Annotated in this window: 21 protein-coding genes and 1 pseudogene; 12 read left to right on the top strand and 10 right to left on the bottom strand. The window is 67.5% G+C overall.

Annotated elements, in window-relative coordinates:
* Positions 1-26: 26 nt before the first annotated feature.
* The 8 genes and pseudogenes from ACTIFF_RS05580 to ACTIFF_RS05545 all read left to right on the top strand — a co-directional run bounded on the left by ACTIFF_RS05580 (position 27) and on the right by ACTIFF_RS05545 (position 9189).
* The gene (locus ACTIFF_RS05580; protein ID WP_439535941.1) at positions 27-1595 is read left to right on the top strand and encodes a hypothetical protein; all 1569 of its coding nucleotides are present in this window, start codon (positions 27-29) and stop codon (positions 1593-1595) included.
* A 12-nt stretch (positions 1596-1607) separates the two neighbouring features.
* On the top strand, positions 1608-3482 hold the full coding sequence (locus tag ACTIFF_RS05575; RefSeq protein WP_439535940.1) for an MFS transporter: 1875 nt from the start codon (positions 1608-1610) through the stop codon (positions 3480-3482).
* Between the two features lie 24 nt (positions 3483-3506).
* Positions 3507-5099 (top strand): annotated as a pseudogene (locus ACTIFF_RS05570) (DUF2339 domain-containing protein); the annotation flags it as partial.
* Between the two features lie 146 nt (positions 5100-5245).
* A complete protein-coding gene (locus ACTIFF_RS05565; RefSeq protein ID WP_439535939.1) occupies positions 5246-6247 on the top strand; it encodes a DUF2339 domain-containing protein in 1002 nt (333 codons plus the stop codon).
* Positions 6244-6774 carry a DUF3617 domain-containing protein gene (locus ACTIFF_RS05560; RefSeq protein ID WP_439535938.1) on the top strand — a complete coding sequence of 177 codons (531 nt, stop codon included), beginning with the start codon at positions 6244-6246 and terminating at the stop codon, positions 6772-6774. The genes ACTIFF_RS05565 and ACTIFF_RS05560 overlap by 4 nt, the downstream gene beginning before the upstream one ends.
* Positions 6775-6985: 211 nt before the next feature.
* Positions 6986-7918 (top strand): cell envelope integrity protein TolA, encoded by a 933-nt coding sequence (locus ACTIFF_RS05555; protein WP_439535937.1) that lies wholly within the window; start codon positions 6986-6988, stop codon positions 7916-7918.
* Between the two features lie 144 nt (positions 7919-8062).
* Complete coding sequence (locus ACTIFF_RS05550) at positions 8063-8488, top strand: hypothetical protein (protein WP_439535936.1); 426 nt, start codon at positions 8063-8065, stop codon at positions 8486-8488.
* Between the two features lie 101 nt (positions 8489-8589).
* Complete coding sequence (locus ACTIFF_RS05545) at positions 8590-9189, top strand: hypothetical protein (RefSeq protein WP_439535935.1); 600 nt, start codon at positions 8590-8592, stop codon at positions 9187-9189.
* Positions 9190-9426: 237 nt separating this feature from the next.
* On the opposite strand, the gene ACTIFF_RS05540 is transcribed toward ACTIFF_RS05545, so the two are convergent.
* From ACTIFF_RS05540 to ACTIFF_RS05520, 5 genes are all read right to left on the bottom strand, one after another.
* A complete protein-coding gene (locus ACTIFF_RS05540; RefSeq protein ID WP_439535934.1) occupies positions 9427-10560 on the bottom strand; it encodes an extracellular catalytic domain type 1 short-chain-length polyhydroxyalkanoate depolymerase in 1134 nt (377 codons plus the stop codon).
* 36 nt (positions 10561-10596) lie between these two features.
* Complete coding sequence (locus tag ACTIFF_RS05535; protein ID WP_439535933.1) at positions 10597-11022, bottom strand: hypothetical protein; 426 nt, start codon at positions 11020-11022, stop codon at positions 10597-10599.
* Positions 11023-11068: 46 nt separating this feature from the next.
* Positions 11069-13042: an AsmA family protein gene (locus tag ACTIFF_RS05530; RefSeq protein ID WP_439535932.1), complete on the bottom strand. Its 1974-nt coding sequence runs from the start codon at positions 13040-13042 to the stop codon at positions 11069-11071.
* Complete coding sequence (locus ACTIFF_RS05525) at positions 13035-13907, bottom strand: alpha/beta hydrolase (RefSeq protein ID WP_439535931.1); 873 nt, start codon at positions 13905-13907, stop codon at positions 13035-13037. The genes ACTIFF_RS05530 and ACTIFF_RS05525 overlap by 8 nt, the downstream gene beginning before the upstream one ends.
* 83 nt (positions 13908-13990) lie before the next feature.
* Positions 13991-14377, bottom strand: coding sequence for a BON domain-containing protein (locus ACTIFF_RS05520; protein ID WP_439535930.1), 387 nt, complete (start codon positions 14375-14377; stop codon positions 13991-13993).
* A gap of 182 nt (positions 14378-14559) precedes the next feature.
* On the opposite strand from ACTIFF_RS05520, the gene ACTIFF_RS05515 reads away from it, so the two are divergent.
* Positions 14560-15204, top strand: coding sequence for a Clp protease ClpP (locus ACTIFF_RS05515; protein WP_439535929.1), 645 nt, complete (start codon positions 14560-14562; stop codon positions 15202-15204).
* 97 nt (positions 15205-15301) lie between these two features.
* Here the strand turns inward: ACTIFF_RS05515 and ACTIFF_RS05510 are convergent, their stop codons facing one another.
* On the bottom strand, positions 15302-15856 hold the full coding sequence (locus ACTIFF_RS05510) for a YaeQ family protein (protein WP_306478573.1): 555 nt from the start codon (positions 15854-15856) through the stop codon (positions 15302-15304).
* A gap of 82 nt (positions 15857-15938) precedes the next feature.
* Between ACTIFF_RS05510 and ACTIFF_RS05505 the strand changes: the two genes are divergently transcribed.
* Both ACTIFF_RS05505 and ACTIFF_RS05500 read left to right on the top strand, forming a co-directional pair.
* Positions 15939-16202, top strand: coding sequence for a hypothetical protein (locus tag ACTIFF_RS05505; RefSeq protein WP_439535928.1), 264 nt, complete (start codon positions 15939-15941; stop codon positions 16200-16202).
* Between the two features lie 6 nt (positions 16203-16208).
* On the top strand, positions 16209-16667 hold the full coding sequence (locus ACTIFF_RS05500) for a YaiI/YqxD family protein (RefSeq protein ID WP_439535927.1): 459 nt from the start codon (positions 16209-16211) through the stop codon (positions 16665-16667).
* A 24-nt stretch (positions 16668-16691) separates the two neighbouring features.
* Here the strand turns inward: ACTIFF_RS05500 and metW are convergent, their stop codons facing one another.
* The 4 genes from metW to ACTIFF_RS05480 form a co-directional block, all read right to left on the bottom strand.
* Positions 16692-17282: a methionine biosynthesis protein MetW gene (metW, locus tag ACTIFF_RS05495; RefSeq protein ID WP_439535926.1), complete on the bottom strand. Its 591-nt coding sequence runs from the start codon at positions 17280-17282 to the stop codon at positions 16692-16694.
* 7 nt (positions 17283-17289) lie between these two features.
* Positions 17290-18432: a homoserine O-succinyltransferase MetX gene (gene metX, locus ACTIFF_RS05490; RefSeq protein ID WP_439535925.1), complete on the bottom strand. Its 1143-nt coding sequence runs from the start codon at positions 18430-18432 to the stop codon at positions 17290-17292.
* A gap of 149 nt (positions 18433-18581) precedes the next feature.
* Positions 18582-18899 (bottom strand): heavy metal-binding domain-containing protein, encoded by a 318-nt coding sequence (locus tag ACTIFF_RS05485; RefSeq protein ID WP_069038790.1) that lies wholly within the window; start codon positions 18897-18899, stop codon positions 18582-18584.
* Positions 18900-18919: 20 nt separating this feature from the next.
* On the bottom strand, positions 18920-19648 hold the full coding sequence (locus tag ACTIFF_RS05480) for a YebC/PmpR family DNA-binding transcriptional regulator (RefSeq protein ID WP_439535924.1): 729 nt from the start codon (positions 19646-19648) through the stop codon (positions 18920-18922).
* A gap of 143 nt (positions 19649-19791) precedes the next feature.
* Between ACTIFF_RS05480 and ACTIFF_RS05475 the strand changes: the two genes are divergently transcribed.
* A complete protein-coding gene (locus ACTIFF_RS05475; protein ID WP_439535923.1) occupies positions 19792-21027 on the top strand; it encodes a signal protein in 1236 nt (411 codons plus the stop codon).
* The last annotated feature ends 5 nt before the right edge of the window (positions 21028-21032 follow it).

Raw genomic sequence — 21032 nt, 5'->3', positions numbered from 1 at the left:
GCCATCTGCTTACACTGGGCCTGATGATGACTTTCGCGCACCCTGCTCTGCCCGCGTCCGACGCAGTGTCCGGCGGACGACTCGGTCTGCATGACGCGACCGGTTTTCGCGCCGTCAGAGGCGTCTGTACAGGATGCGCAGCAGCGTCGCAGGCACTGTGGTACTTCCAGGATGACTGGATCGCCGTGCCGCTGGCACCGGCGAGCAGTTTCGATCCTGCGCTGGCTGCGCAGGACGATGTACGCACGTGGGCACAGGCGCAGGATACGGGCGCCGAAGCGACGCATCCGCCGCTGATCTGGATCGGCTCGCCCCATGTCCTGACCGGCGCCCGCCTGACTGCCGACGGCACCCGGCTCGACGTCGGTGACGACGAAAGCCTTGCATTTTTGCTGGTGCCGCAGCTGGCGTCGAACGTGTCCTGGTTCAACGCCGACAGCGTGGCGTGGCTGCAGGGCCAGTCGCTGACGCTGCGCGGGGAGGCGAGCGCCGGCGGCTTCACCGCGCGCACCCTCTGGCCGCACGGTTTCGACATCGACCTCACCGCACTGCGCGCCGACCCGCTGCGCGAGGGCGAAACGCTGGCCACGCTGGTGCGCGCCAACGAGGGCGGTGCGCGCCAGCCGACCTCCGTACGCCTGCTGTGGGAACGCACGCCGGGCGCGGCGCGCGCGGCCGGCGGCAGGCCGGTGCTTGCCCTGGTGCTCAATGGCGCCCAGGGCGACGATGACGAAGCGCACGGCGGTCATTTCGCCCTGGCCACCGGCGTGCTCGGCGAACACGGCCAGTGGAACGACTGGCTGGTGAACAATTTCTACAACCTCGATGCCTGGAGCGAAAAGGGCATCGTGGCCGCCACGCTGCCGATGGACGCCTACCTGACCGATCTCAACGCAGGTCAATCGTGGTACCGACCTTCCGCGGTGCTGGTCGCCGTGCTGCGCGAGCCGCGCGCCGCCGCCCGCGTGCAGCAGGGCCTGGACCGCGTGTTCAGCCACTTCTACCGGCACGACTTCAGCTACCGCCACGCCACCGCCAACTGCGCCGGCATCAGTCTCGACACGCTGCGTTCGCTCGGCTGGGCGGTGCCGCAGCTGGGCCCGACATCGAAACCGAAGGCCTGGCTCGGCCTGCCCTGGATGACGCTCAAGGAGCTGAGCCTGACCAGCGGCCTGCAGGCCTTCGACTACATGAGCGCGGAACGCAGCGGCCTGTTTCCGTTCGTCGCCTTCAACGTCGCCGGCAGCGACCTGCTCGGCCGGCTGACTGCCGGCAAGGCGGCCGAGCAGGGGCTTGAGCGCCTGCTGGCCGACGACGTCGAAGCGCTGCTGTACATCCACGTTCCGCAGATTCCGTCGTCGCGTGCCTTCGGCAGCGCGCCGGTCACGTCCTATGACGAGTACGCCGCGCGGGTGCCGGCCGAACGCTCGCAATGGGTCGTCCGGCCGGCGCCGCCGCGGCCCTTCCCCGATGACCTGCGTGATGCCGCGGCTCCGAAGGAGGCGCCGCCGGCGTCGCGCCGTGCGCTCATCGTCTGGCTGGTGGCACTGGGCGCGGTCGCGCTGTGGCTGCTGAGCCGGCTGTTCCGCCGCTGACCGGGGCCCCGCATGAGTTCTCAATTCCACCTGTTGAAGGAAAGCCGCTTCCGGCCCTTCTTCCTGACCCAGCTGCTGGGCGCGCTGAACGACAACGTCTTCAAGACCGCATTGATCACGCTGCTCACCTTCCGGGCCGGCAGCATCACCGACCTGTCGCCCGGGCTGCTCGCCACCGTGCTACCGGGCGTGTTCATCCTGCCCTTCTTCCTGTTCTCGGCCACTTGCGGCCAGCTCGCCGACAAGTACGACCGCGCCATGCTGGCCCGCCTGAGCAAGCTTCTGGAAATCGTCGTCATGGCACTCGGCGCCTGGGGCTTCATCGCCGGCAACCTGCCGGCGCTGGTGCTGGCACTGTTCCTGATGGGCACGCAGTCGACGCTGTTCGGACCGGTCAAGTACGCCTACCTGCCCCAGCATCTTCATGACGGCGAACTGGTCGGCGGCAACGGGCTGGTCGAATCGGGCACTTTCGTCGCCATTCTCGGCGGACAGATCCTCGGCGCCTGGCTGGTCGGCAACACCTCGGCCGGCGCCATCGCGCTGGTCGTGCTCGCGCTCGCCGTGACCGGCTGGTGGACCAGTCGCGGCATCCCGCCGTCGCCGGCGCCGGAACCGGCGATGCGACTGGACTGGAACCCGCTCAGCGCCACGCGCGACACGCTGCGCTTTGCCACCGGCAACCGCACGGTGTGGCTGTCGCTGCTCGGCGTGTCGTGGTTCTGGTTCTACGGCGCGACGCTGCTGGCGCAGTTTCCGGTCTATGCCGCCGACGTGCTGGGCGGCGGCGAAGGCGTGTTCATCGTGCTGCTTGCGGTGTTCTCGATCGGCGTGGGCGCCGGTTCGCTGGCGTGCGAAAGACTGTCCGGCGGCAAGGTGGAAATCGGTCTGGTGCCGTTCGGCGCCATCGGCCTGACGCTGTTCGGCATCGATCTGTTCTTCGCCACGCCGGCAGTGCCGGCCGCGTACGACGGCAGCGCGGCGGGCTTCCTGCAGCAGACCGCGCACTGGCGCCTGCTGATCGACATCGCGCTGATCGGCACCGCCGGCGGCATCTATATCGTGCCGCTGTACGCGCTGATCCAGAGCCGCTGCGAGAAACATCATGTCGCACGCGTCATCGCCGCCAACAACATCCTCAATGCGGGTTTCATGGTGGTGTCGGCGCTGGTCAGCCTGCTGCTGTTCCGCGCCGGCCTTGATATTCCGCAGCTCTTTCTGGTGACCGCACTGTTCAATGCCGTGGTCGCAATCTACATCTACACGCTGGTGCCGGAGTTCCTGATGCGCTTCATCGTGTGGATATTGATTCACACGGTATACCGGCTCGACACGCGTGATCTGGAACGCATCCCGGACGAAGGCCCGGCCGTCGTCGTGTGCAACCACGTGAGCTTCGTCGACGCACTGGTCATCACGGCCGCGTGCCGGCGACCGATCCGCTTCGTCATGGACCACCGCATCTTCCGCACGCCCATCCTGAGCTTCGTGTTCCGCACCAATCGCTGCATTCCGATCGCCCCGGCAAGGGAAGATCCGGTGCTGCTCGAACGCGCGTACGACGACATCGCCGCGGCGCTCGAAGCCGGTGACCTGGTGGGCCTGTTCCCGGAGGGACGGATCACCGATACCGGCGAGCTGTACCCGTTCAAGCCGGGCATCACGCGCATCGTGGGGCGCACGCCGGTGCCGGTCATTCCACTCGCGCTGCGAGGCCTGTGGGGCAGTTTCTTCTCGCGCAAGGACGGGCCGGCAATGCGCAGGGTGCCGCGGCGCGGTCCGTTCAGCCGCATCGAACTGGTGGCCGGTGACCCCGTTGCGCCGGATGCCGCGACACCGGCGGCGCTGCAGGCCAGCGTCGCTGCGCTGCGCGGCGAACGGCGATGAGGTGCCGGCGATGAGGCGCCTGTCATGCTGACCGCCATGCTCTGTCTGCTCGGCCTCGTCGCGGGGGCTGCGCACGGCGAGATCGAAAGCTTCTTTGGCGGCGCCGTCGGCCTGGCCGCCGGCCTGTGGATCAGCGCCCGAAGTGCGCGGCGGGAACGCGACCTGACACAGAAACTGCGCGAGCTCGATGACAAGTCACGCTGGCTGTACGACGCGCTGACCGCCCTGCAACGCGAGCGCAGCGCTGCGCCGCCAGTCGCGCCGGCATCACCGGACATCGCGGCCACAGGTGCGGCACCGGTGGTCGATCCGGTGGTCGATCAGAACCCTGCGCCGGTGATTCCACCGACGCCGCAGGCCGTCAGCGCGCAGGCGGCCCCGCTCGATGCGCTGCACGCGCCCGACGTACGGGTCGCTGCGGCCACGGCGGCACCCTCCGGTGCTGCGCCATTGACGGCCCTGTGGGCGCGCCTGATGGGTGGCAATCCGCTGGCGCGCATCGGCGTCGTCGTGCTGTTCTTCGGTGTCGCGTCGGCGCTGCGGCTGGCCGCGCAGGCCGGCCTGCTGCCGCCCCAACTTCGCCTGGCCGGCGCGCTGGCGGTCGGACTGGTCATGATCCTCGCCGGCTGGCGCATGACCGGCGACGGGCCGCGCCGCATGTTCGCGCTGGCGGTGCAGGGCGGCGGCTTTGCGCTGCTCTATCTGTCGGTCTATTTCGCGCTGGCGAGCTACGGCTTCATCGGGCCGGCGCCGGCCTTCGGACTGTTCGCCGCGCTGGGTGCCGCCTGCGCGCTGATGGCCGCGCGCCAGTCGGCGCAAAGTCTGGCGCTGCTCGGCCTGTCCGGCGCCTTCGTGGCACCACTGCTCGCCACCACCGGGCAGGGCGACCACATCGTGCTGCTGTCCTACATCCTGCTGCTCGACATCTTCATCATCGCGCTGTCCTGGCGCCACGCCTGGCGCGCACTGATACTCGCCGGCTTTCTGTTCACCTTCGTGGTCGGCACCGGCTGGGGACTGCGCAGCTACACACCGGACGACTATCTCGCGTTACAGGGCTTCCTGATCGCGTTCTTCCTGCTGTTCAGCGCCACCCGGGTCGCGCTGACGGTCGCACGTGCGCCGGGTGAAGCGGTCAAGGAATCGGGCTGGAACGGCGGCAGCCTGCTGTTCGGCCCGCCGCTGGCGGCCGGCTTGCTGCAGAGCGCGCTGATGCAGCCGTTCGAGTACGGCGATGCGCTGAGTGCGGTCTCCGCCGGCCTGTACTACCTCGGGCTGGCCTGGCTGCTGCGGGCGCGCGCGCCGGATGCTTCACTGGACTTCCGTGCGCACGCCGGCATCGGCGCGGCGCTGCTGACGCTGGCCGTGCCGCTGGCGCTCGACCTGCAGATGACCGCTGCGGTCTATGCCGTCGAGGGAGCGGCTGCACTGTGGTACGGCTGCGTGCGCGGATCCAGGCTCACGCTATGGGCCGGCGCGGCACTGCAGGGGCTGGCCGGCCTGTGGCTGGTCGCTGCGCTGCCTGAGCTGACGCTGGCCTGGCCGCTGGTCAATGGCCGCATGCTGGGCTGCCTGCTGATGGCCGGTGCAGCACTCGCATCGGTGCGCGTGCTGCGCGTCACGGCGGCAACCGGTGACGGACTGCCGCAGGCACTGACCGTCTGGCTGGCCGGCTGGCCGGCTGGTGGCTGTTCGGCGGCCTGGCCGACATCGATGATTTCGCGCCGTCGGCGCTGCAGCCGGCACTGGCGCTGCTGTTTGCGATGGCCAGCGCCGCCTTGGCCGAACAGCAGGGACGGCGCCGCAACTTCGTCACCGCACGCGCACTCGCCGCACTGTCGCTGCCGGTGCTGTGGGCGGGCAGCCTGGTCGGCTGGGACATGCAGCACCACCTGCTGTTCGGCGCGATGGCGCTCGCGCTGCCACTCGCCTGGGCCACCCATCTGTGGATCCTGCGCCGGCAGGACGAAGACAATACCGGCCTGTTCAGCGGTTCCCGCCATGTCGCGACGGCCTGGACGCTGCTGCTGTCGGTCGGCGTCGAAGCCGGCGGCTGGCTGGAGATGTGGCTGCCCGCGCAGGACCTGTGGCGCTGGCTCGCCTGGATCATGGTCTGGCTGGTGGCCGGTATCGTGCTGCAGCGCGCCCTGGCCGACGATCGCGACGAATGGCCCTGGAGCGCGCAGCGCGACCGCTACGAAGGCTACGTGCTGCGACCGGTCGCCGCGCTGCTCCTGCTGTCGGTCGCGGCACTGCAACTGGCGCACGATGGCGGTTCGGCATTGCGCTACCTGCCGCTCGCCTCGGTCCTCGATGTGGTCAGCCTCGCCGCGCTGCTGTGGCTGGCACGCGGTCGGTCACAGCGCCCGCTTCTGCTGCCGCTCCAGCGGCCACTGACCGGCGCCGTCGGTCTGCTGTGGGTGTCGGCGCTGGCGGCGCGCAGCGTGCATCATCTGGCCGGGGTGGCCTGGTCGGCCGAAGCCATGTTCCAATCCACGCTGCTGCAGGCCGCGCTGTCGCTGACGTGGACGCTGACCGCACTCGGACTGATGATCCACGCCACCCGCAGCGGTGCGCGTACCCTGTGGTTCGCCGGTTTCGCGCTGCTCGCCGCGGTGGGTGTCAAATTGCTGATGGTCGATCTGGCCAGCGCAGGCACCGTCGAATGGACCGCTTCCCTGCTCGGGATCGGCGCACTCATCCTGATTGCCAGTTACGTCGCGCCGGTGCCGCCTGCCACCGATCCCGAAGGAGCCACACCTTGAATACACGATTGACCGCCGCACTCACCCTTGTCCTGTGCGCTTTCGGCAGCGCACACGCCGCCGACATCAAGCCTGGCCTGTGGGAATTCAAGTCGAAGCTGGCGATGCCGGGCATGCCCGACATGTCGGCGCAGATGGAAATGATGCAGCAGCAGATGAAGAACCTGCCGCCGGAGGCGCGCGCCATGATGGAGAAGCAGATGGCTGCCCAGGGCGTTGCGATGGGCAGCAGCGGCGCGCTGCAGGTGTGCATCACGCCGGAAGATGCCAAAGGCGCGAACGTCTATACCGGCAAGACCGACGGCGACTGCCGCTACACGAACGTCACCAACAGCGCGACCCGGGTCAAGGGCACCATCACCTGCACGAAACCGAAGGCCAGTGGCGATTTCGAAGCCCTCATCGACAGCCCGACCCATTTCACGTCGAAGGTGAACATGCAGTCGGCCGAAGGCGCGATGACTGCCGACACCGACGCGCGCTGGCTGGCCGCCGACTGCGGCAAGATCAAGCCGACGGCGCGTTGAACCCCGGCTGGCGCCGGATCGGCGGCCTCGGCCAGACGCGCCTTGTCTGCGGGCGCCATCGGGGAACCGGCGTGCGCTGATGGCCTCGAAGCTGACGCAGACCCTTGAATTCACGTATCGTCCGCGCTTCGACTTCCGGTGCCGGCGCTGACCGCACCGACTTGTGCACCTTCCCCCTCCGCATGCTGCCGGCGCGCGGCCAGACCTGAAGATGGCTTTACACCGCCGACGACATCCTTCCACGCTCGGCTTCGACGCGTTCGACATGGCCTGGGAGACGACCCCGCCGGGCGTCGTCTACCTGACCCTGCGCGTGCGCCGCAGCGTGCTGTTCGCGCTGGCGGTGGCGGTGTGCCTGCATCTGGCGCTGCTCGGCTGGATCCTGCACAAGGACAGCATGCCCGAGCTGCCGCTGACCGGTACGCCGAGCGAAACCATCAGCGCCCGCCTGGTCCAGCCGGAAGCCCCGCGTCCGCGCGCCGAACCGCAACCGCCCGCGGTGCAACCGGCGCCCGTTCCGCCGCCGCCGACCCGTCAGGTCGAGCGACCCAAGCGCGACCGCAAGCCCGCGCCGGTCAAACCGCAACCTGAAGTGCTGCGTGCGCCGGTGCCCGACCCGGCCCCGGCCCCGCCGCCGCCGGCGCCGACCCGGCCGAAACTCGACGACGAACCGACCGACATGGCGTCATACGTCAATCGGCAGCGCGAACGACGGCAGGCGGCCGAAGCTTCGGAAGGGCGAGAAACCGCTGCCGGCATTGCACGCGAGCGGGTGCCCAGCGCGGACGAGATCGCCATGGCGAACATCAAGCGCAACCTGCAGTCGGGCACCAGCGGCGTATTCCAGATCACCCGCAAGGGCGTGCGCACGGCGTCCTTCGTGTTCCGCGGCTGGACCACGGACGCGGTCAACGCACGCCGTGAATACATCGAGGTCGATGCCGGTGTCGGCGGCGACATCGAGCGTGCGCTGGTCAAGCGCATGATCGAACTGATCCGCCGCTACTACCAGGGCAACTTCAACTGGGAATCGCGCGTGCTCGGCCGTACCGTCGTACTGTCGGCGGCACCCGAAAACAATGCCCAGCTGGAGGATTTCCTGATCCGCGAGTTCTTCCGCAGCGGCTACAGCTATCCGCCCTGACGCGCCGCGGGCGGGTTCGCGCCCCGGATCAGGCCGGCGTGATTGGTTCGCTGTCGCACGGAACAGGACCGACGGGACGCCTATGTTCGGTCATCCGGCTGCGCCAGCTCGGCCAGCCGGCCCACCCCACTTGAGGCACATCCCATGAAAACATCGAACATGCTTGTTGCAGGCTTCACCGCGCTTGCACTATCGGGCTACGCACTTGCCCAGTCCACCCCGACCGACCCGGCAAGGGCGTCGGGCTCCAGCGGCGCGGTCAGCAGCCCGCTGATCGCTGATCCGGCGACGACGCAAACACCCGCGCCGCCTGCACACCCTGCGGTCGACAGCACGCAGAAGACGCTCACGACCTCTCCGGACGCGGTCCGGGGCAGCACGGCGCAACCGCGTTCCGCTGCACAGGAGCGGATGAACAACACCAGCGCCGACGAACGGCTGCGCATGAATTCATCGAACGCCGCTTCGACCGACTCGGCGGCTGAAGCGCGCAGGCTGTCGGATGAAGGTGCGACCGGAGCAGGCGACAGCACAACCCGCACGCGTGCCGCGCGTGCCGACCGCAACTGAAAGCGCCTGATACGCGGTGCGCGCACGCCGCCCCAGGGCCGGCATGGCGACGATTTCAGTGCCGCGTCCGGGGACGTGCCGCCCGCTTCGTCACACTGGCCATGCTTGCGGGACTGCCCGGACTGGCGGGCGCAGCCGGACCGGGCGCCGATCCGGCGCTCGCGGCGGCATCGCCCGAAGTGCGCCACATCATCCTCCGGATCAAGGAATCGCAGGACAACGCCGGCGCGCCGTTCCATGTCATCGACAAGAAGCAGGCACGCCTGTTCGCCTTCGACGCGGACGGCCGCCTGCTCGGCACGACTGCGGTGTTGTTGGGCGCAGCCGTCGGCGACCACTCGGTCCCGGGCATCGGCAACCGGCCGATGGGCCAGATCAGACCGGAGGAACGCACCACGCCCGCCGGTCGCTTCGTTTCGGAACAAGGTACGAATCTGAAGGGCGAGGACGTGACCTGGGTTGATTACGACAACGCGGTGTCGCTGCACCGCGTCCGCACGGGCAAGCCCGCCGAACGGCGGCTGGAGCGCCTCGCGACGGCAACACCGGACGACAACCGGATTTCGTATGGCTGCATCAATGTGCCGGTGGCCTTCTACGAACGCCACATCCGGCCCGGTCCGCAATCGAAGCGGCCCGCCGTGATCTACGTGCTGCCCGAAACCGGCTCTGCAACAAACGCGTTCGCGCCCGGCCACTGACACGCAACCACGACGCACAGGAGATTTGTGCGCTGGCAGACGGACAGTCCGCTGACAACGCGCTACGGTCGGTATCGGCGTGCCGGCGATATGCCTGCACGCCCTGTCAATCCGACTTCACCTGTACCCGGACTTCCTACATGAACAGCATTGTCTATATCGTCGGCGCCGTCGTCATCGTTCTCGCCGTCCTGTCTTTCTTCGGCTTCCGCTGACCCGCCCGGACGCCTGAAGCATTCAGGCGTCCGGCGTGTGTACCTGCGCAAGAAAGAAGCGCAGCATTTCGCGCGTGGCATCCGGGCCGCCGGCATCCGTATAGGAGCCGGCGGCCTGTCCGCCTGACCACGCGTGGCCTGCGCCGTGCACCACCCAGTGCTCGGCGAGCGCCGCACCGTCGTGATCGTCATGCACGATGCGCGTGTAGTGCCGCCCCTTTTCCGACACGCCCTGCTGCGTGTGCGTGCGGCGCTTCTCCGGCTGACCTGCAACGCGGCCGAGCGCGGCGGCAATCACCTGTTCGCCATTGCGCGGGTGCACCGTGTGGTCCCGATCGCCGTGAAACACGATGGTCGGGACCCCGCGCACTGCCGGCTGAGCCGCGCCGCGCCGCTTTTTCATCGCGCCCGCAAGCGGTGCGGTGTCCGGCGTACCGCCCGACATCACCGCGAACGCCTCGGCAACGCTGCCCGCCGCGCCGCATGGCAAGCCGGAATGCACGCCCGCTGCCGCGAAGATGTCCGGATAGGCGTTGGCAACGATGTCGGCCATCGCCCCCCCTGCCGACAACCCGGCAACGAACACGCGCCGGGCGTCGATGCCATGTGCCTGTATCACCGACAGCGTCAGCGCGGCCAGGGCCGCGGGCTCACCGCCGCCGCGCTTCTGATGGGCGTGTTCGAACCAGTTCCAGCAGCCCTGCGGATTGGCCGCCTGCGACTGTGCCGGGTAGAGCACGACAAAGCCCAGCTCGTCGGCCAGTGCGTTCATTCCGGTACCTGCGGCAAAATCATCGGGGTTCTGCGTGCAGCCGTGCAGCATCACCACCAGAGGCAGCGCTTCGCCGGTGCGTCCAGCCGGCTGGTACAGCTTGTACTGGCGCGCCACCCCGCCGTGCATGAAACGCTCGTCGGTGAAACGACCGACCTGTGCCGCCGGCGCAGTCGGGCGCTCCGCCGGCCGATCGGTATCGAGCAGGCTGGACGGCATCTGCTTCACCTCGAAAGCTTCGCCCTCGAAGGTATGGGAAGGCATGCCGGCCTCCGCCGCCACCCCCTGGAGCGCGCGCTGGATGACTTCGGTGGCTTCGTTCAGCCGACCGGCCTGCGTCAGCCGGGTGGCATCGCGCATGAAAAGCTGGAACTGGGTGTTCATGGGAACCTCATTCATGGAAGCGGGTGTCGTCGGGGCTCAGGGCGCGCGATCGGCCAGTGCGGCTTTCACCGCGGGGCTCGCGTGCAGCGCACCCAGCACATCGATCGAGGCGATGGCAGCGCGTGCCAGTTCGGGTGTGACGTCGTCGGCCAGCGTGACCAGGCCCAGCACGCGTATCTGAAGCGTTTCGCCGCCGTCGCACACGGCCTGCAGGTCGGCTGCACTGAAATGCTGCAGGCCCAGCACGAACATGCGGCGCGTCACGACATGCTTCACCGCGTCGGCGTGGCTGGCGAGGTGATTGCGGATGGCCGTACGGATGAAGTCGCTGCGGTTGCCGTAGAACCCCTCGGCGACCAGCAGATCGATCTGGCCAAGATCGACAAAACCGAGATTGATGGTGATCTTCTCGGAGTCGGCTGGCTTCATCTTGACGGCGGAGAGCGTACGGGCTGTATTCATGCAAACCATCCTAACACCATCCGTATGGATGGCCTAGGGATGTTTTTCACTTTTGCGGCGCGCGCTTCGCGGCCCCTCGCCGGACCAGCGCCGCACAGCCGGCGGCGAGGCGGTCCGCTTCGTCACTGTTGCCGGCATCGACCAGCGGCAGCAGGGCCGCCAGCGGATTGAGCAGCGCCAGCAGCGCGGCGCCCGCCACCTTCATGCCGATCGGTGCCTTCTCCAGCGACACTTGAGGATTGGCCAGACTGCCCTGCACCCGCAGCGGCGAGCGCAGGGTCAGCGGACTGAAATCCTTCGGCAAGGCAATAGCGGTCAGGTCCAGCGTCTCGGCCGCAAGCGATATGGAGCCGCTGACCGACACGGTCGAATCCTCCGTGTCGAGCACCATGACCTGAGGGCGCAGCACGCCTGCCTCGGCCTGAATGTCGGCCACCGCGCAGTCCAGCGGCAGCGTGCTGTCGCCGCTGATCAGCAGGCCAAGCGCTTCGGCCAGATCCAGCCCGGCCGCTTCCACCACCAGATGCGACATGCGGCCGTCGCGCAATTGCGCCCGCACCCGGCCTTTCAGGCTGGCGAGGATGTCCGCCGTCGACCGCCCCTGACCGGTCACCGTGGCGCGCCCGCCGAGACGGCCGGCAACATACGGCGGTGCGTCGGTGCGCGCCTGGCGCAGCCACTTTTCGAGCCGGACATCGCCCCAGCGCAGATCCGCCGACCACAGCGCGAGGTCGCCCCGGCCATCGAGTCCGATGTCGCCCTTGAGCCAGCCCTCGGCGGTGCGTGCCTCGAGTTCGCTGATCGACAGCACGCCGGCCGCCAGCTTGAGCTGCGCGCGCAGCGGCTGCAGGGCGCCCAGCAGGGGTGTGCCCAGATCGACTTCGGCAATGTCGATGGCGATGTCGGCGTCCATGGCGCGCAGCGCGGCCAGATCGAAGGCGCCACCTGGCAGCACCTTGCCTTCGCGAAGGGCGGGCCTGGCACCGCCGAGCGCCGGACCCAGATCGGCCAGCAGCAGGCGCGCACCGCCCAGCCGGCCGCTCAGCAACGGCCGGTCGGCGCCCGCGCGATAAAGGAAGTCGCCTTTCAGCCGGCTTGACCCCACCGTGGCGTCATCGATGCCCACCCGCCACTCGCCGCCGGACTTGGTCAGTGTGCCGGTGGCACGAAACGGCGGCGTACCCGGCAGCGTGACGCCGATCGGGTCGCCGATTGCCGCCAGCGACGGCCCGGCAAGCCTGAATCGGCCGGCCAGCCCGGCGAAATCCTGTACGCCGCGGGCACTGCCGGTGAAGTTCAGTGTGGCGCGACCGATCGAACCGCTGACCGTCAAGGCGACTGCCGTGGTCTGCGCTTCGGACGCGCTCTCCGGTCGGGTACCGCTGGCGCGCAGCGTGACCTGTACCGGCTGGTCGCGGTAGGCGCCGGTCAGATCGACCTTCAGGACGCTGTCCGCCTGCTCGCCGCCGACTGAAACGCGCGCTTCGAGCGTGACGTCGTGCCGCAGGTCGCTGTAGCGCAGCAGACCGTCATTGATCCGGAACTCGCCAAACCGCGGCCATTCGGTGGTTTCATCCGGTGAGCTGGCGGCGGCGAACTGCCACGATGCGCGCCCGTCAGCCAGCCGCTCGAGGTGGGCGTCGAGCGCGCCCGCGTGAAGGCTTTCGATGCGCAGCGGCTGCCCGCGCCAGGCACGCCACAGATCGATGTAACGCAGCCGCAGAGCGACGTCACGGCCGTCCAGCAGATGCGGAGCGGTGCTCCAGGACGTGCTCGCGATGTCGAGCCGGGCGCTGTGCAGGCGCACGCCGCCGATGAAACGCACGGCGAAAGTCCCTGGCGCATCGTCGATGAAACGCACGCGCCGCTCCAGCTGTCCGGACAGCAGGTTCTGCAGTGGCGACGCAAGGAAGGGCCAGCCGCGCCACTCGCCGATTGCGATGCCGGTCATCAGCAGGAGCAGCAGGGTGATGGCGACGACGCGCGGTCGGCGCCAGGGACTGCTTGATGAATCAGACATGAAGGGTACGGGTGAGGAAGCCCACGATGCGGCCGGCGTAGGAGCCTACCGCATTGCTGAGGTCATGACCGGCGTCCACCGGCAGCAGTTCGGCCCGGCCACCGCTGGCGGCCTGAAGCCTCAGCGCATCGGCATAGGGCACGACCTCGTCGTCCACGCCATGCACCAGCAGTACCGGACAGGTCAGGGCCGGCAAGGTCGTGACCGGTGCGATGTCGTCGAGACGGGCGCCGATGACGTGCTGCACATAGCGCGTGAGCGCCCAGCCGAGCGGCATCCACGGTACGCGCCGGCCGGTCAGCATGCGGCGCATCAGCGCAGTCGGGTGGGCGAATGCGGACAGGCTGACGACGGCCGCCACATCGCTCCGCCGCGCGGCGCACAGCAGCGCGGCGGCGGCACCGACCGAATGGCCGAGCACCGCCAGCCGCGTCGCATCGACCTCGGGTCGCTGATGCAGCCAGTCGAGGCCGCTGGCAATGTCTTCCGCAAAGCGCGGCATTGACATGAAATCCTCTTCGTCGCTGGCGCCGTGGCAGCGTGCGTCGATCAGCAGCACGGCCATGCCGGCCGCGTGCAGCGGCAGCATGGCCGGCAGCATCATGGCGGCATTGACGCCCCAGCCGTGGATCACCAGCACCGCAGCCGATGGCAGGGCGGCGCGGGTGGCCGTCGGCACCCACCAGGCGAACAGCGTTTTCCCGCCAGTGGCCGGGATGCGCAACGGACAGGCCGTCAGGCCAAAGTCTCCTGGCGTCTGGTGATGCGGACGTCGCGGTGCGGCAAACCCGCGCAGCAGCCGCGACCGCGCGGCGCTGCTCAACGCCCACCGTGCGGCGACGAAGGCGGCGGCACCGCGCTTCACGACCGATTGGGTCGATGAATGCCTGACCGTTGAATGATGGGCCGCGCTGGCGGCGTGCCTGATCTGCGTATCGCCCGGCCGCATCAATCCGGCTTGACGCTGAGTTCGTCGCGCACCGCCAGCACGCCGTCGACCGCGCTGGCGAGCTTGATCGCGCGATCAGCCTGATGCCGGTGATCGACGACGCCGACCAGGCTGGTACGGCCGGTCAGCGTGATGACGTCGATGTCGAAGCGGCTGACACCGGCATCCTGCAGCAGCGCAATCCTGACCTGCCTCGTCACTTCCGCATCCTTGCGCAGGGTGGACCGGACGCTGGTCACCAACGGGTCCTCGATGACTTCTGCAGACGCCCGCGGCGGCGCGGCCGGCAGGGCCGCGTCGCCTCGCCCGCCGCAACCGGCGACCGACACGACACCCAGACCGGCAAGCACCACGGCTCCGGACCGCCAGCGGGAAGATGCTTGCATTTCAGCCATACCGCGCAGGTCAGCCAATTGTGACGCTCGGACTGTGTGCCGATCGCGCCGGATGCTCTGTGCGCTGGCGAACCCATTCCAGCACGAGCGTACGTGCCGCCCGCATTGCGGGGCGTCGGCGGAACAGCCTTCGATGGGCACATAATCTGCAGGAAACCGGACAGGAGCCCGCGATGCCGAACAGAACCACTCCGGAAGGGACGGAACCGGACAGTCCCGAAGAGACAACCGTGCCTTTCAACGGCCTGATCCGCTACGAGCGGCAGATGCCGATCCACCAGATCTCCTACTACCTGTGCGGCGACATCGGAGAGCCGCAGCACTACACCGAACTGTTCTACACACTGCGCACAGCAAGCGAGACCGACCTGATCTATCTGCACCTGAACTCGCCCGGTGGGGAATTCGATACCGGGCTGCAGATCATCAACAACATCCTCGCGTCCGAAGCACACGTGATCACCGTGCTCGAAGCACGTGCCTACTCGATGGCGGCGCTCATCTTCCTGAGTGGCGACGAACTGGTCATCCATGACAACTGCCAGCTCATGTTCCACATCTATTCCGGCAGCTTCGCGGGACGTGGCAACGAACAGCAGGCTGAAGTGATCGCCGTCGGAAAGTGGTTCGAAAAGGCGATGGCCCGCATCTGCACACCTTTCCTGTCCGACGGAGAGATCAGGAAGATCCTGAAGGGCAGCGATCTGTGGATGGATTCGGACGAAATCCAGCGTCGCCTGATGCGTCTGCAGCGCGCGCGGTCAAAATCCGGTGCGGCGCGGAAGAAATCCGGAATCACGCCGGGCGGCGCAGCCTGAGAAGCCCGGGCTCCCGGGCGACGACATGGGCCCGACCACCCGGCATCGACCCGATCACCTCAAACACGGCCGAGGCCCGCGCGCCACGGGAGAAAGGTCAGCGCCCTGCCGGATCCGGGCCGAACACGTGTTCCGGGACCGGCTGCAGCATCGCGCCGTCGTCGCCCAGCCAGATCTGGCCTTCGTTCACGATGCACTGCAGGTTCAGCGCGCGCTGCGCCAGCCCGGCCAGCGCCAGCGTATCGGCCGTCGCCAGGCGGAGCACGGTGAGATTGTTCAGCCGCGCCAGCGTGGACTTCGACTGTTCCCACCATTGCACCGCGGTGCGGCCGTAGGTCACGACGACCACCTTCCCGGCGCGCGAGGCGGCGCGACGCACCAGCTTTTCGTCCGGCAGGCCGACATCGAGCCACAGCCGGATGGCGCCGGTCAGGTCGGCTTCGTACAGATCCGCTTCGTCCTCGGCGCTCAGTCCGCGTCCGAAGCGAAGGTCTTCGGACGCGTACAGCGCAAAGGCCAGCACGCGCACCATCAGGCGCTCATCGTTCTCCGACGGATGGCGCGCAACGGTCAGCGCATGCTCGGCGTAATAGCCGCGGTCCATGTCCGACACGTTCAGATTGATCTTGTAGATGGTGGATTTCAGAGCCATGGCCGACAATGCTGTCCCGTGAGTGTTCCGGCGCGTCGAAGGTGCGCCGGAGCCGTGAAACAAGACCCGACAGGATACCGACTTGAAGAAGACCGATCTGTACAAGAATGACCGCCTGAAAGTGGTGGCGCAGATGAAGCACGCCGCCGGACAGCGCACCACACTGGGCGAGGCGCCCGCACCGGACCGCAAGGAGCAGCGCAAGCTGGATCAGGCACGCGGCCTGGTGCCCTTTGCGGTGAAGCTCGATTCGACCCTGGCGGCGCGGTTGCGCGATCTGGCAACCGAGCGGCAGATGTCGCTGAACGACCTGACCGATGAACTGCTGCGCAAGGCGCTGGATTAGGTTCCGGTGAGCGGCGGGATATCGATCTGGGTCGACGCCGACGCCTGCCCGGCGCCGGTGAAGGACATCCTGTTCCGCGCCGCCACGCGCACCGGCCTGCGGCTGACGCTGGTGGCCAACCGGCTGCTGCGCGTGCCGGCGTCGCCGCTGATCCGCGCCGTGCAGGTGGCGCATGGATTCGACGCCGCGGACCGCCACATCGAAGCGGCGGTGGTCACCGGTGACCTGGTGATCACGTCCGACATTCCGCTGGCGGCGGCCGTGCTGGCGCGCGGTGCGCATGCACTGGAGCCGCGTGGCGAGTGGTTTTCACCCGGCACCATCCACGAGCGGCTGCAGATGCGCGCACTGATGAATGACCTGCGCGACAGCGGCGTCATGAGCGGCGGGCCGTCGGCATTCTCGGTCAGCGACGGCCGCGCCTTCGCCGCGGCGCTGGATCGCTTTCTGGCGCAGGCGCGCTGACCGGCGGCCGGACCGCGCCTCGGGTCAGCCGAGCCGGTACAGCGCGAAGCTGCCGAGGAAGTTGTGTTCTTCGGTCACCGGCTTGCCCGCGTCGTCGAGCACCAGCCGCTCACGCACCGCAATGCCCAGCTTGTCGCACAGCGCCTCGAAGTCAGCGACGGTGAAAAAGCGGACGTTCGGCGTGTCGTACCACTGGAAGGGCAGCCGGTCGGACACCGGCATGTGGCCGTCCATGATGGCCACGCGGTGCTTCCAGTAGGCGAAGTTCGGAAAGCTCACCACTGCTTCGCGGCCGACGCGCAGCATTTCACGCAGCAGCTTTTCGGTACGGTGCAGCGTCTGCAGCGCATTCGAAATGATGACCAGATCGAAACTCTGGTCCTCGAAGTCGTACAGCCCTTCCTCCAGATCGATCTGCAGTACGTTGATGCCATTCTTCATGCCGGCGATCACGCGATCGACGTCGATCTCGACACCGTAGCCGCTCGCGCCGCGCTTGTCCTTCAGATAGCGCAGCAATTCGCCGTCGCCGCAGCCCAGGTCGAGCACGCGCGCGCCTTCGGCGACCCAGGAGGCGATGACGTCGTGGTCGATGCGGATGTCCAGTGTGCTCATGTCGTCCTCACACCGTGATGTTGTCGAAGTAGGCGCGCAGCACCGCGTGATAATGCGGGTCGTCGAGCAGGAAGGAATCGTGGCCGGCGCTCGATTCGATTTCGGCATAGCTCACGTTGCGCCGGTTGCGCATCAGCGCGTCGACGATTTCACGCGAACGCGCCGGCGCGAACCGCCAGTCGGTCGAAAACGACACCAGCAGGAAATCCGCCCGGGCCGGCGCGAAGGCCGCGGCCAGATCGCCACCGGCATCGCCCGCCGGATCGAAGTAATCGAGCGCGCGCGTGGCCAGCAGATAGGTGTTGGCATCGAAGCTGGCGGCGAACTTGTCGCCCTGATAGCGCAGGTAGGACTCGACTTCGAATTCGACCTCGAAGCTGAACTTGCGGCCGCCTTCGCGCAGCCGGCGGCCGAATTTCTCGGCCATGAGATCGTCCGACTGATAGGTGATGTGGCCCAGCATGCGCGCCAGCCGCAGGCCGCGGCGCGGCAGCGTGTCGTGCTCGTAGAAGTGACCACCGTGGAAATCAGGGTCGGTGATGATGGCCTGACGCGCCACTTCGTTGAACGCGATGTTCTGCGCCGTCAACTTGGGCGCCGACGCGATCACGATGGCGTGGCGCACCCGCGCCGGCAGGTGAATGGCCCAGGCCATGGCCTGCATGCCGCCCAGGCTGCCGCCGATGATGGCGGCCCAGCTGTCCACGCCGAGCCGGTCGGCCAGCAGCGCCTGCGCGGCCATCCAGTCTTCCACCGTCACGACCGGGAAATCGGCCCCCCAAGGCCGGCCGGTGTCTGGATTGGCACTCACCGGACCGGTCGAGCCGTGACAGCCGCCCAGGTTGTTGATGCTGACGACGAAAAATTTCGACGTATCGAGCGGCTTGCCCGGACCGATCAGATTGTCCCACCAGCCCGTGTTGTTCGGTGCGTCGGCATGCACACCGGCTGCGTGGTGGTGGCCGGACAGCGCCGGGCACACCAGCACTGCGTTCGAGTGCGCGCCGTTGAGCGTGCCGTAGGTTTCGTACATCAGCTCGAAACCGGGCAGTACGGCACCGCTCTTCAGCGTCAGCGGCGTGTCGAAACGGGCCGACAGCGGTGCAACGACGCCGACGCTGCCGGAAGAAAGGGGGAAATCGTTGGCCATGAAAAAACCCGGTAGGCCAAAGCCAGGACCGGGTCGCCCTCGCTTTAGCCGTATTTATTATGCGCCCGCAAGCTGAGACAAATCGGCGCACCACACTGAACCCGCATTCTGGCGAAACGGGCGGGTTTGTCAATCTCGTGCCGGCTCGGTCAGATGCTGACCGCGGTACCGCTGACGCACACCATCAGCATGCCGTTGTCGGCACCGAGCACTTCGTAGTCGATGTCGATGCCGACGATGGCGTTGGCGCCGAGCTTTGCGGCGACCTCGCCCATTTCCGCCATCGCGGCTTCGCGCGCGTCGGCCAGGGTGCTTTCGTAGGCGCCGGCGCGGCCGCCGACCACATTGCGGATGCTGGCGAACATGTCCTTGAAGATGTTGGCGCCGATGATGGCTTCACCGGTGACGACGCCGTAGTACTGACGTATCGGTCGGCCTTCGAGCGTCTGCGTGGTGGTCATCAGCATGTGTCGTTTCCCCTGGTTGGTCAGTCTTCGTCCATCACGGCGGTGGTGTAGACGTCCTGCACATCGTCCAGACTGTCCAGGGCATCCAGAAGTTTCTGCATCCGGGCCGTATCGTCGCCGGTCAGGACGTTCTCGCTGAGCGGCTTCATCGTCACTTCGGCGAATTCAGGCTTGAAGCCGGCCTTTTCAAGCGCGTCCTTCACGGCGACGAAATCGTTCGGCGGGCTGAGCACTTCGATCGAGCCGTCGTCGTTGCTGACGACGTCTTCGGCGCCGGCTTCCAGCGCGGCTTCCATCAGCGCATCTTCCGGCGTGCCGGGCGCGAAGATGAACTGGCCGCAGTGCTTGAACATGAACGCAACCGAGCCGTCGGTGCCCAGATTGCCGCCGTACTTCGAAAACGCGTGGCGAACGTCCGCCACGGTGCGTATGCGGTTGTCGGTCAGACAATCGACCATGACCGCCGTACCGCCGATGCCGTAGCCCTCGTAGCGGATTTCCTCGTAACTCACGCCTTCGAGCTCACCGGTACCGCGCTTGATGGCGCGCTCGATGTTTTCGCCCGGCATGTTCTCCGCCTTGGCCTTGTCGACCGCCATGCGCAGGCGCGGGTTGAAGTTGGGGTCGCCGCCACCCATGCGGGCGGCCACGGTGACTTCCTTGATCAGCTTGGTGAATACCTTGCCCCGCTTGGCGTCCTGACGCCCCTTGCGGTGCTGGATATTGGCCCATTTCGAATGACCTGCCATGAATGACTTCCGTCCGTGTTGTGCGAGGCGTGATTTTAGTCGACAGCGTTGCTCGCGCACGCTCAAGTGGAGCGCAGGGTACCCGTTAACGCTCTTCGGGAAGGCGTTCCACGCCCGGACCTTACGGACTTTTGCCTCGACGCATGAAAACTCGACACTCGACCACCCTTCGTCTGCTGGCCATCCTCCTGACCCTGACGGCCAGCAGCGCCGCGTGCGCCGAAGCCGGCACCCAGGAACCCATCTGGCGCTTCGGGGGATTCGGCACGCTGGGGGCCGGCTATCACGGCAGCGACGGCCTCACCTATCGGCGCGACCTGGAACAGGCCGGCGGCCATGACGGCGGCCGCCTCGGCTTTCGCGGCGACAGCCGGATCGGGGTGCAGGCCAGCGCAAGCTTCGACGCCCGCTGGTCAGCACAGATCCAGAGTGTGAGCCGGCTCGACAGCGAAGGAAAATGGACGCCGCAACTGTCCTGGACCTTTCTCCGCTACACGCCTTCGGACACGCTGGACATGCGCATCGGCAGGCTGGGCGTCGACCTCTATCTCGATGGGGACTCGCGCCATGTCGGCTACGCCTTCACCACCGTGCGACCGGCGCCCGAAGTGCTGGGTGTCGTGACGCAGGACCTGTTCGATGGTGTTGATGTAACGGCCCGACATCCAGCCGGCGCAGGGCTGCTCAGCCTGCGCCTGTATGGCGGGCGTTCGCGCGGTGACCTGTCGTTGTACGGCAGCCAGTACCGTCCACCCGACGCACGACGGCTCGGCGCCACACTTGACTGGGTGAGCGAGGGGTTGACGCTGCGTGCCGCCTGGGGCGATACCTACACTTCGCAAGACACCGTTCTGCAGCCGCTCGCCAGCGCGTTGCTGTCCGCCCCGTTTCCGCTCGCGCGCGCCCGCGGGGCGCAGTTCGACACCTCCCATCACCTGACTTTTGCCGGCCTTGGCTTCCTTTACGAGCAAGGCCCGTTCTCGGCGCAGGGCATGTTCAGTTGGTCGCGTTTCTCGCAGTTTCCGACCTATCGCGGCCAAGGGGCGAATGTCACCCTGGCCTATCGCGTTGGCGCCTTCAAGCCCTACCTGACGTACTCGAACATCTCCTTCGACCCCAAGGAGCCACGCGACCTTTCTCTGCCCGCGCCCTACGCCGCGCTGCAGTCGGCCTATGACCGGGCGGTAGACCGCCTGACGATGAACCAGCGCTCGATCGGTGTCGGCGTTCGGTACGACTTTGCGCGTGACTACGCGCTCAAGTTCCAGGTGGATCGCATCAATGCCGCCGAATCGATACTGATCATCGATTCCCGCGGCATGCCGGCGCGTGACGTCGGGATGACGCTCTATTCGATCACGCTGGATTTCGTCTTTTGAAGCCA

The organism is Methyloversatilis sp. (assembly GCF_051861465.1).
GTDB lineage: Bacteria > Pseudomonadota > Gammaproteobacteria > Burkholderiales > Rhodocyclaceae > Methyloversatilis.
This window is presented reverse-complemented; position numbering and strand designations above follow the sequence as displayed.

Excerpts from the sequence above, each read along its gene's own strand:
- ACTIFF_RS05580 (WP_439535941.1), top strand. The coding sequence starts at position 27 with ATGACTTTCGCGCACCCTGCTCTGCCCGCGTCCGACGCAGTGTCCGGC.
- ACTIFF_RS05575 (WP_439535940.1), top strand. The coding sequence starts at position 1,608 with ATGAGTTCTCAATTCCACCTGTTGAAGGAAAGCCGCTTCCGGCCCTTC.
- ACTIFF_RS05565 (WP_439535939.1), top strand. The coding sequence starts at position 5,246 with ATGGCCAGCGCCGCCTTGGCCGAACAGCAGGGACGGCGCCGCAACTTC.
- ACTIFF_RS05555 (WP_439535937.1), top strand. The coding sequence starts at position 6,986 with ATGGCTTTACACCGCCGACGACATCCTTCCACGCTCGGCTTCGACGCG.
- ACTIFF_RS05550 (WP_439535936.1), top strand. The coding sequence starts at position 8,063 with ATGAAAACATCGAACATGCTTGTTGCAGGCTTCACCGCGCTTGCACTA.
- ACTIFF_RS05545 (WP_439535935.1), top strand. The coding sequence starts at position 8,590 with ATGCTTGCGGGACTGCCCGGACTGGCGGGCGCAGCCGGACCGGGCGCC.
- ACTIFF_RS05540 (WP_439535934.1), bottom strand. The coding sequence starts at position 10,560 with ATGAACACCCAGTTCCAGCTTTTCATGCGCGATGCCACCCGGCTGACG.
- ACTIFF_RS05535 (WP_439535933.1), bottom strand. The coding sequence starts at position 11,022 with ATGAATACAGCCCGTACGCTCTCCGCCGTCAAGATGAAGCCAGCCGAC.
- ACTIFF_RS05530 (WP_439535932.1), bottom strand. The coding sequence starts at position 13,042 with ATGTCTGATTCATCAAGCAGTCCCTGGCGCCGACCGCGCGTCGTCGCC.
- ACTIFF_RS05520 (WP_439535930.1), bottom strand. The coding sequence starts at position 14,377 with ATGCAAGCATCTTCCCGCTGGCGGTCCGGAGCCGTGGTGCTTGCCGGT.
- ACTIFF_RS05515 (WP_439535929.1), top strand. The coding sequence starts at position 14,560 with ATGCCGAACAGAACCACTCCGGAAGGGACGGAACCGGACAGTCCCGAA.
- ACTIFF_RS05510 (WP_306478573.1), bottom strand. The coding sequence starts at position 15,856 with ATGGCTCTGAAATCCACCATCTACAAGATCAATCTGAACGTGTCGGAC.
- metW (WP_439535926.1), bottom strand. The coding sequence starts at position 17,282 with ATGAGCACACTGGACATCCGCATCGACCACGACGTCATCGCCTCCTGG.
- metX (WP_439535925.1), bottom strand. The coding sequence starts at position 18,432 with ATGGCCAACGATTTCCCCCTTTCTTCCGGCAGCGTCGGCGTCGTTGCA.
- ACTIFF_RS05485 (WP_069038790.1), bottom strand. The coding sequence starts at position 18,899 with ATGCTGATGACCACCACGCAGACGCTCGAAGGCCGACCGATACGTCAG.
- ACTIFF_RS05480 (WP_439535924.1), bottom strand. The coding sequence starts at position 19,648 with ATGGCAGGTCATTCGAAATGGGCCAATATCCAGCACCGCAAGGGGCGT.
- ACTIFF_RS05475 (WP_439535923.1), top strand. The coding sequence starts at position 19,792 with ATGAAAACTCGACACTCGACCACCCTTCGTCTGCTGGCCATCCTCCTG.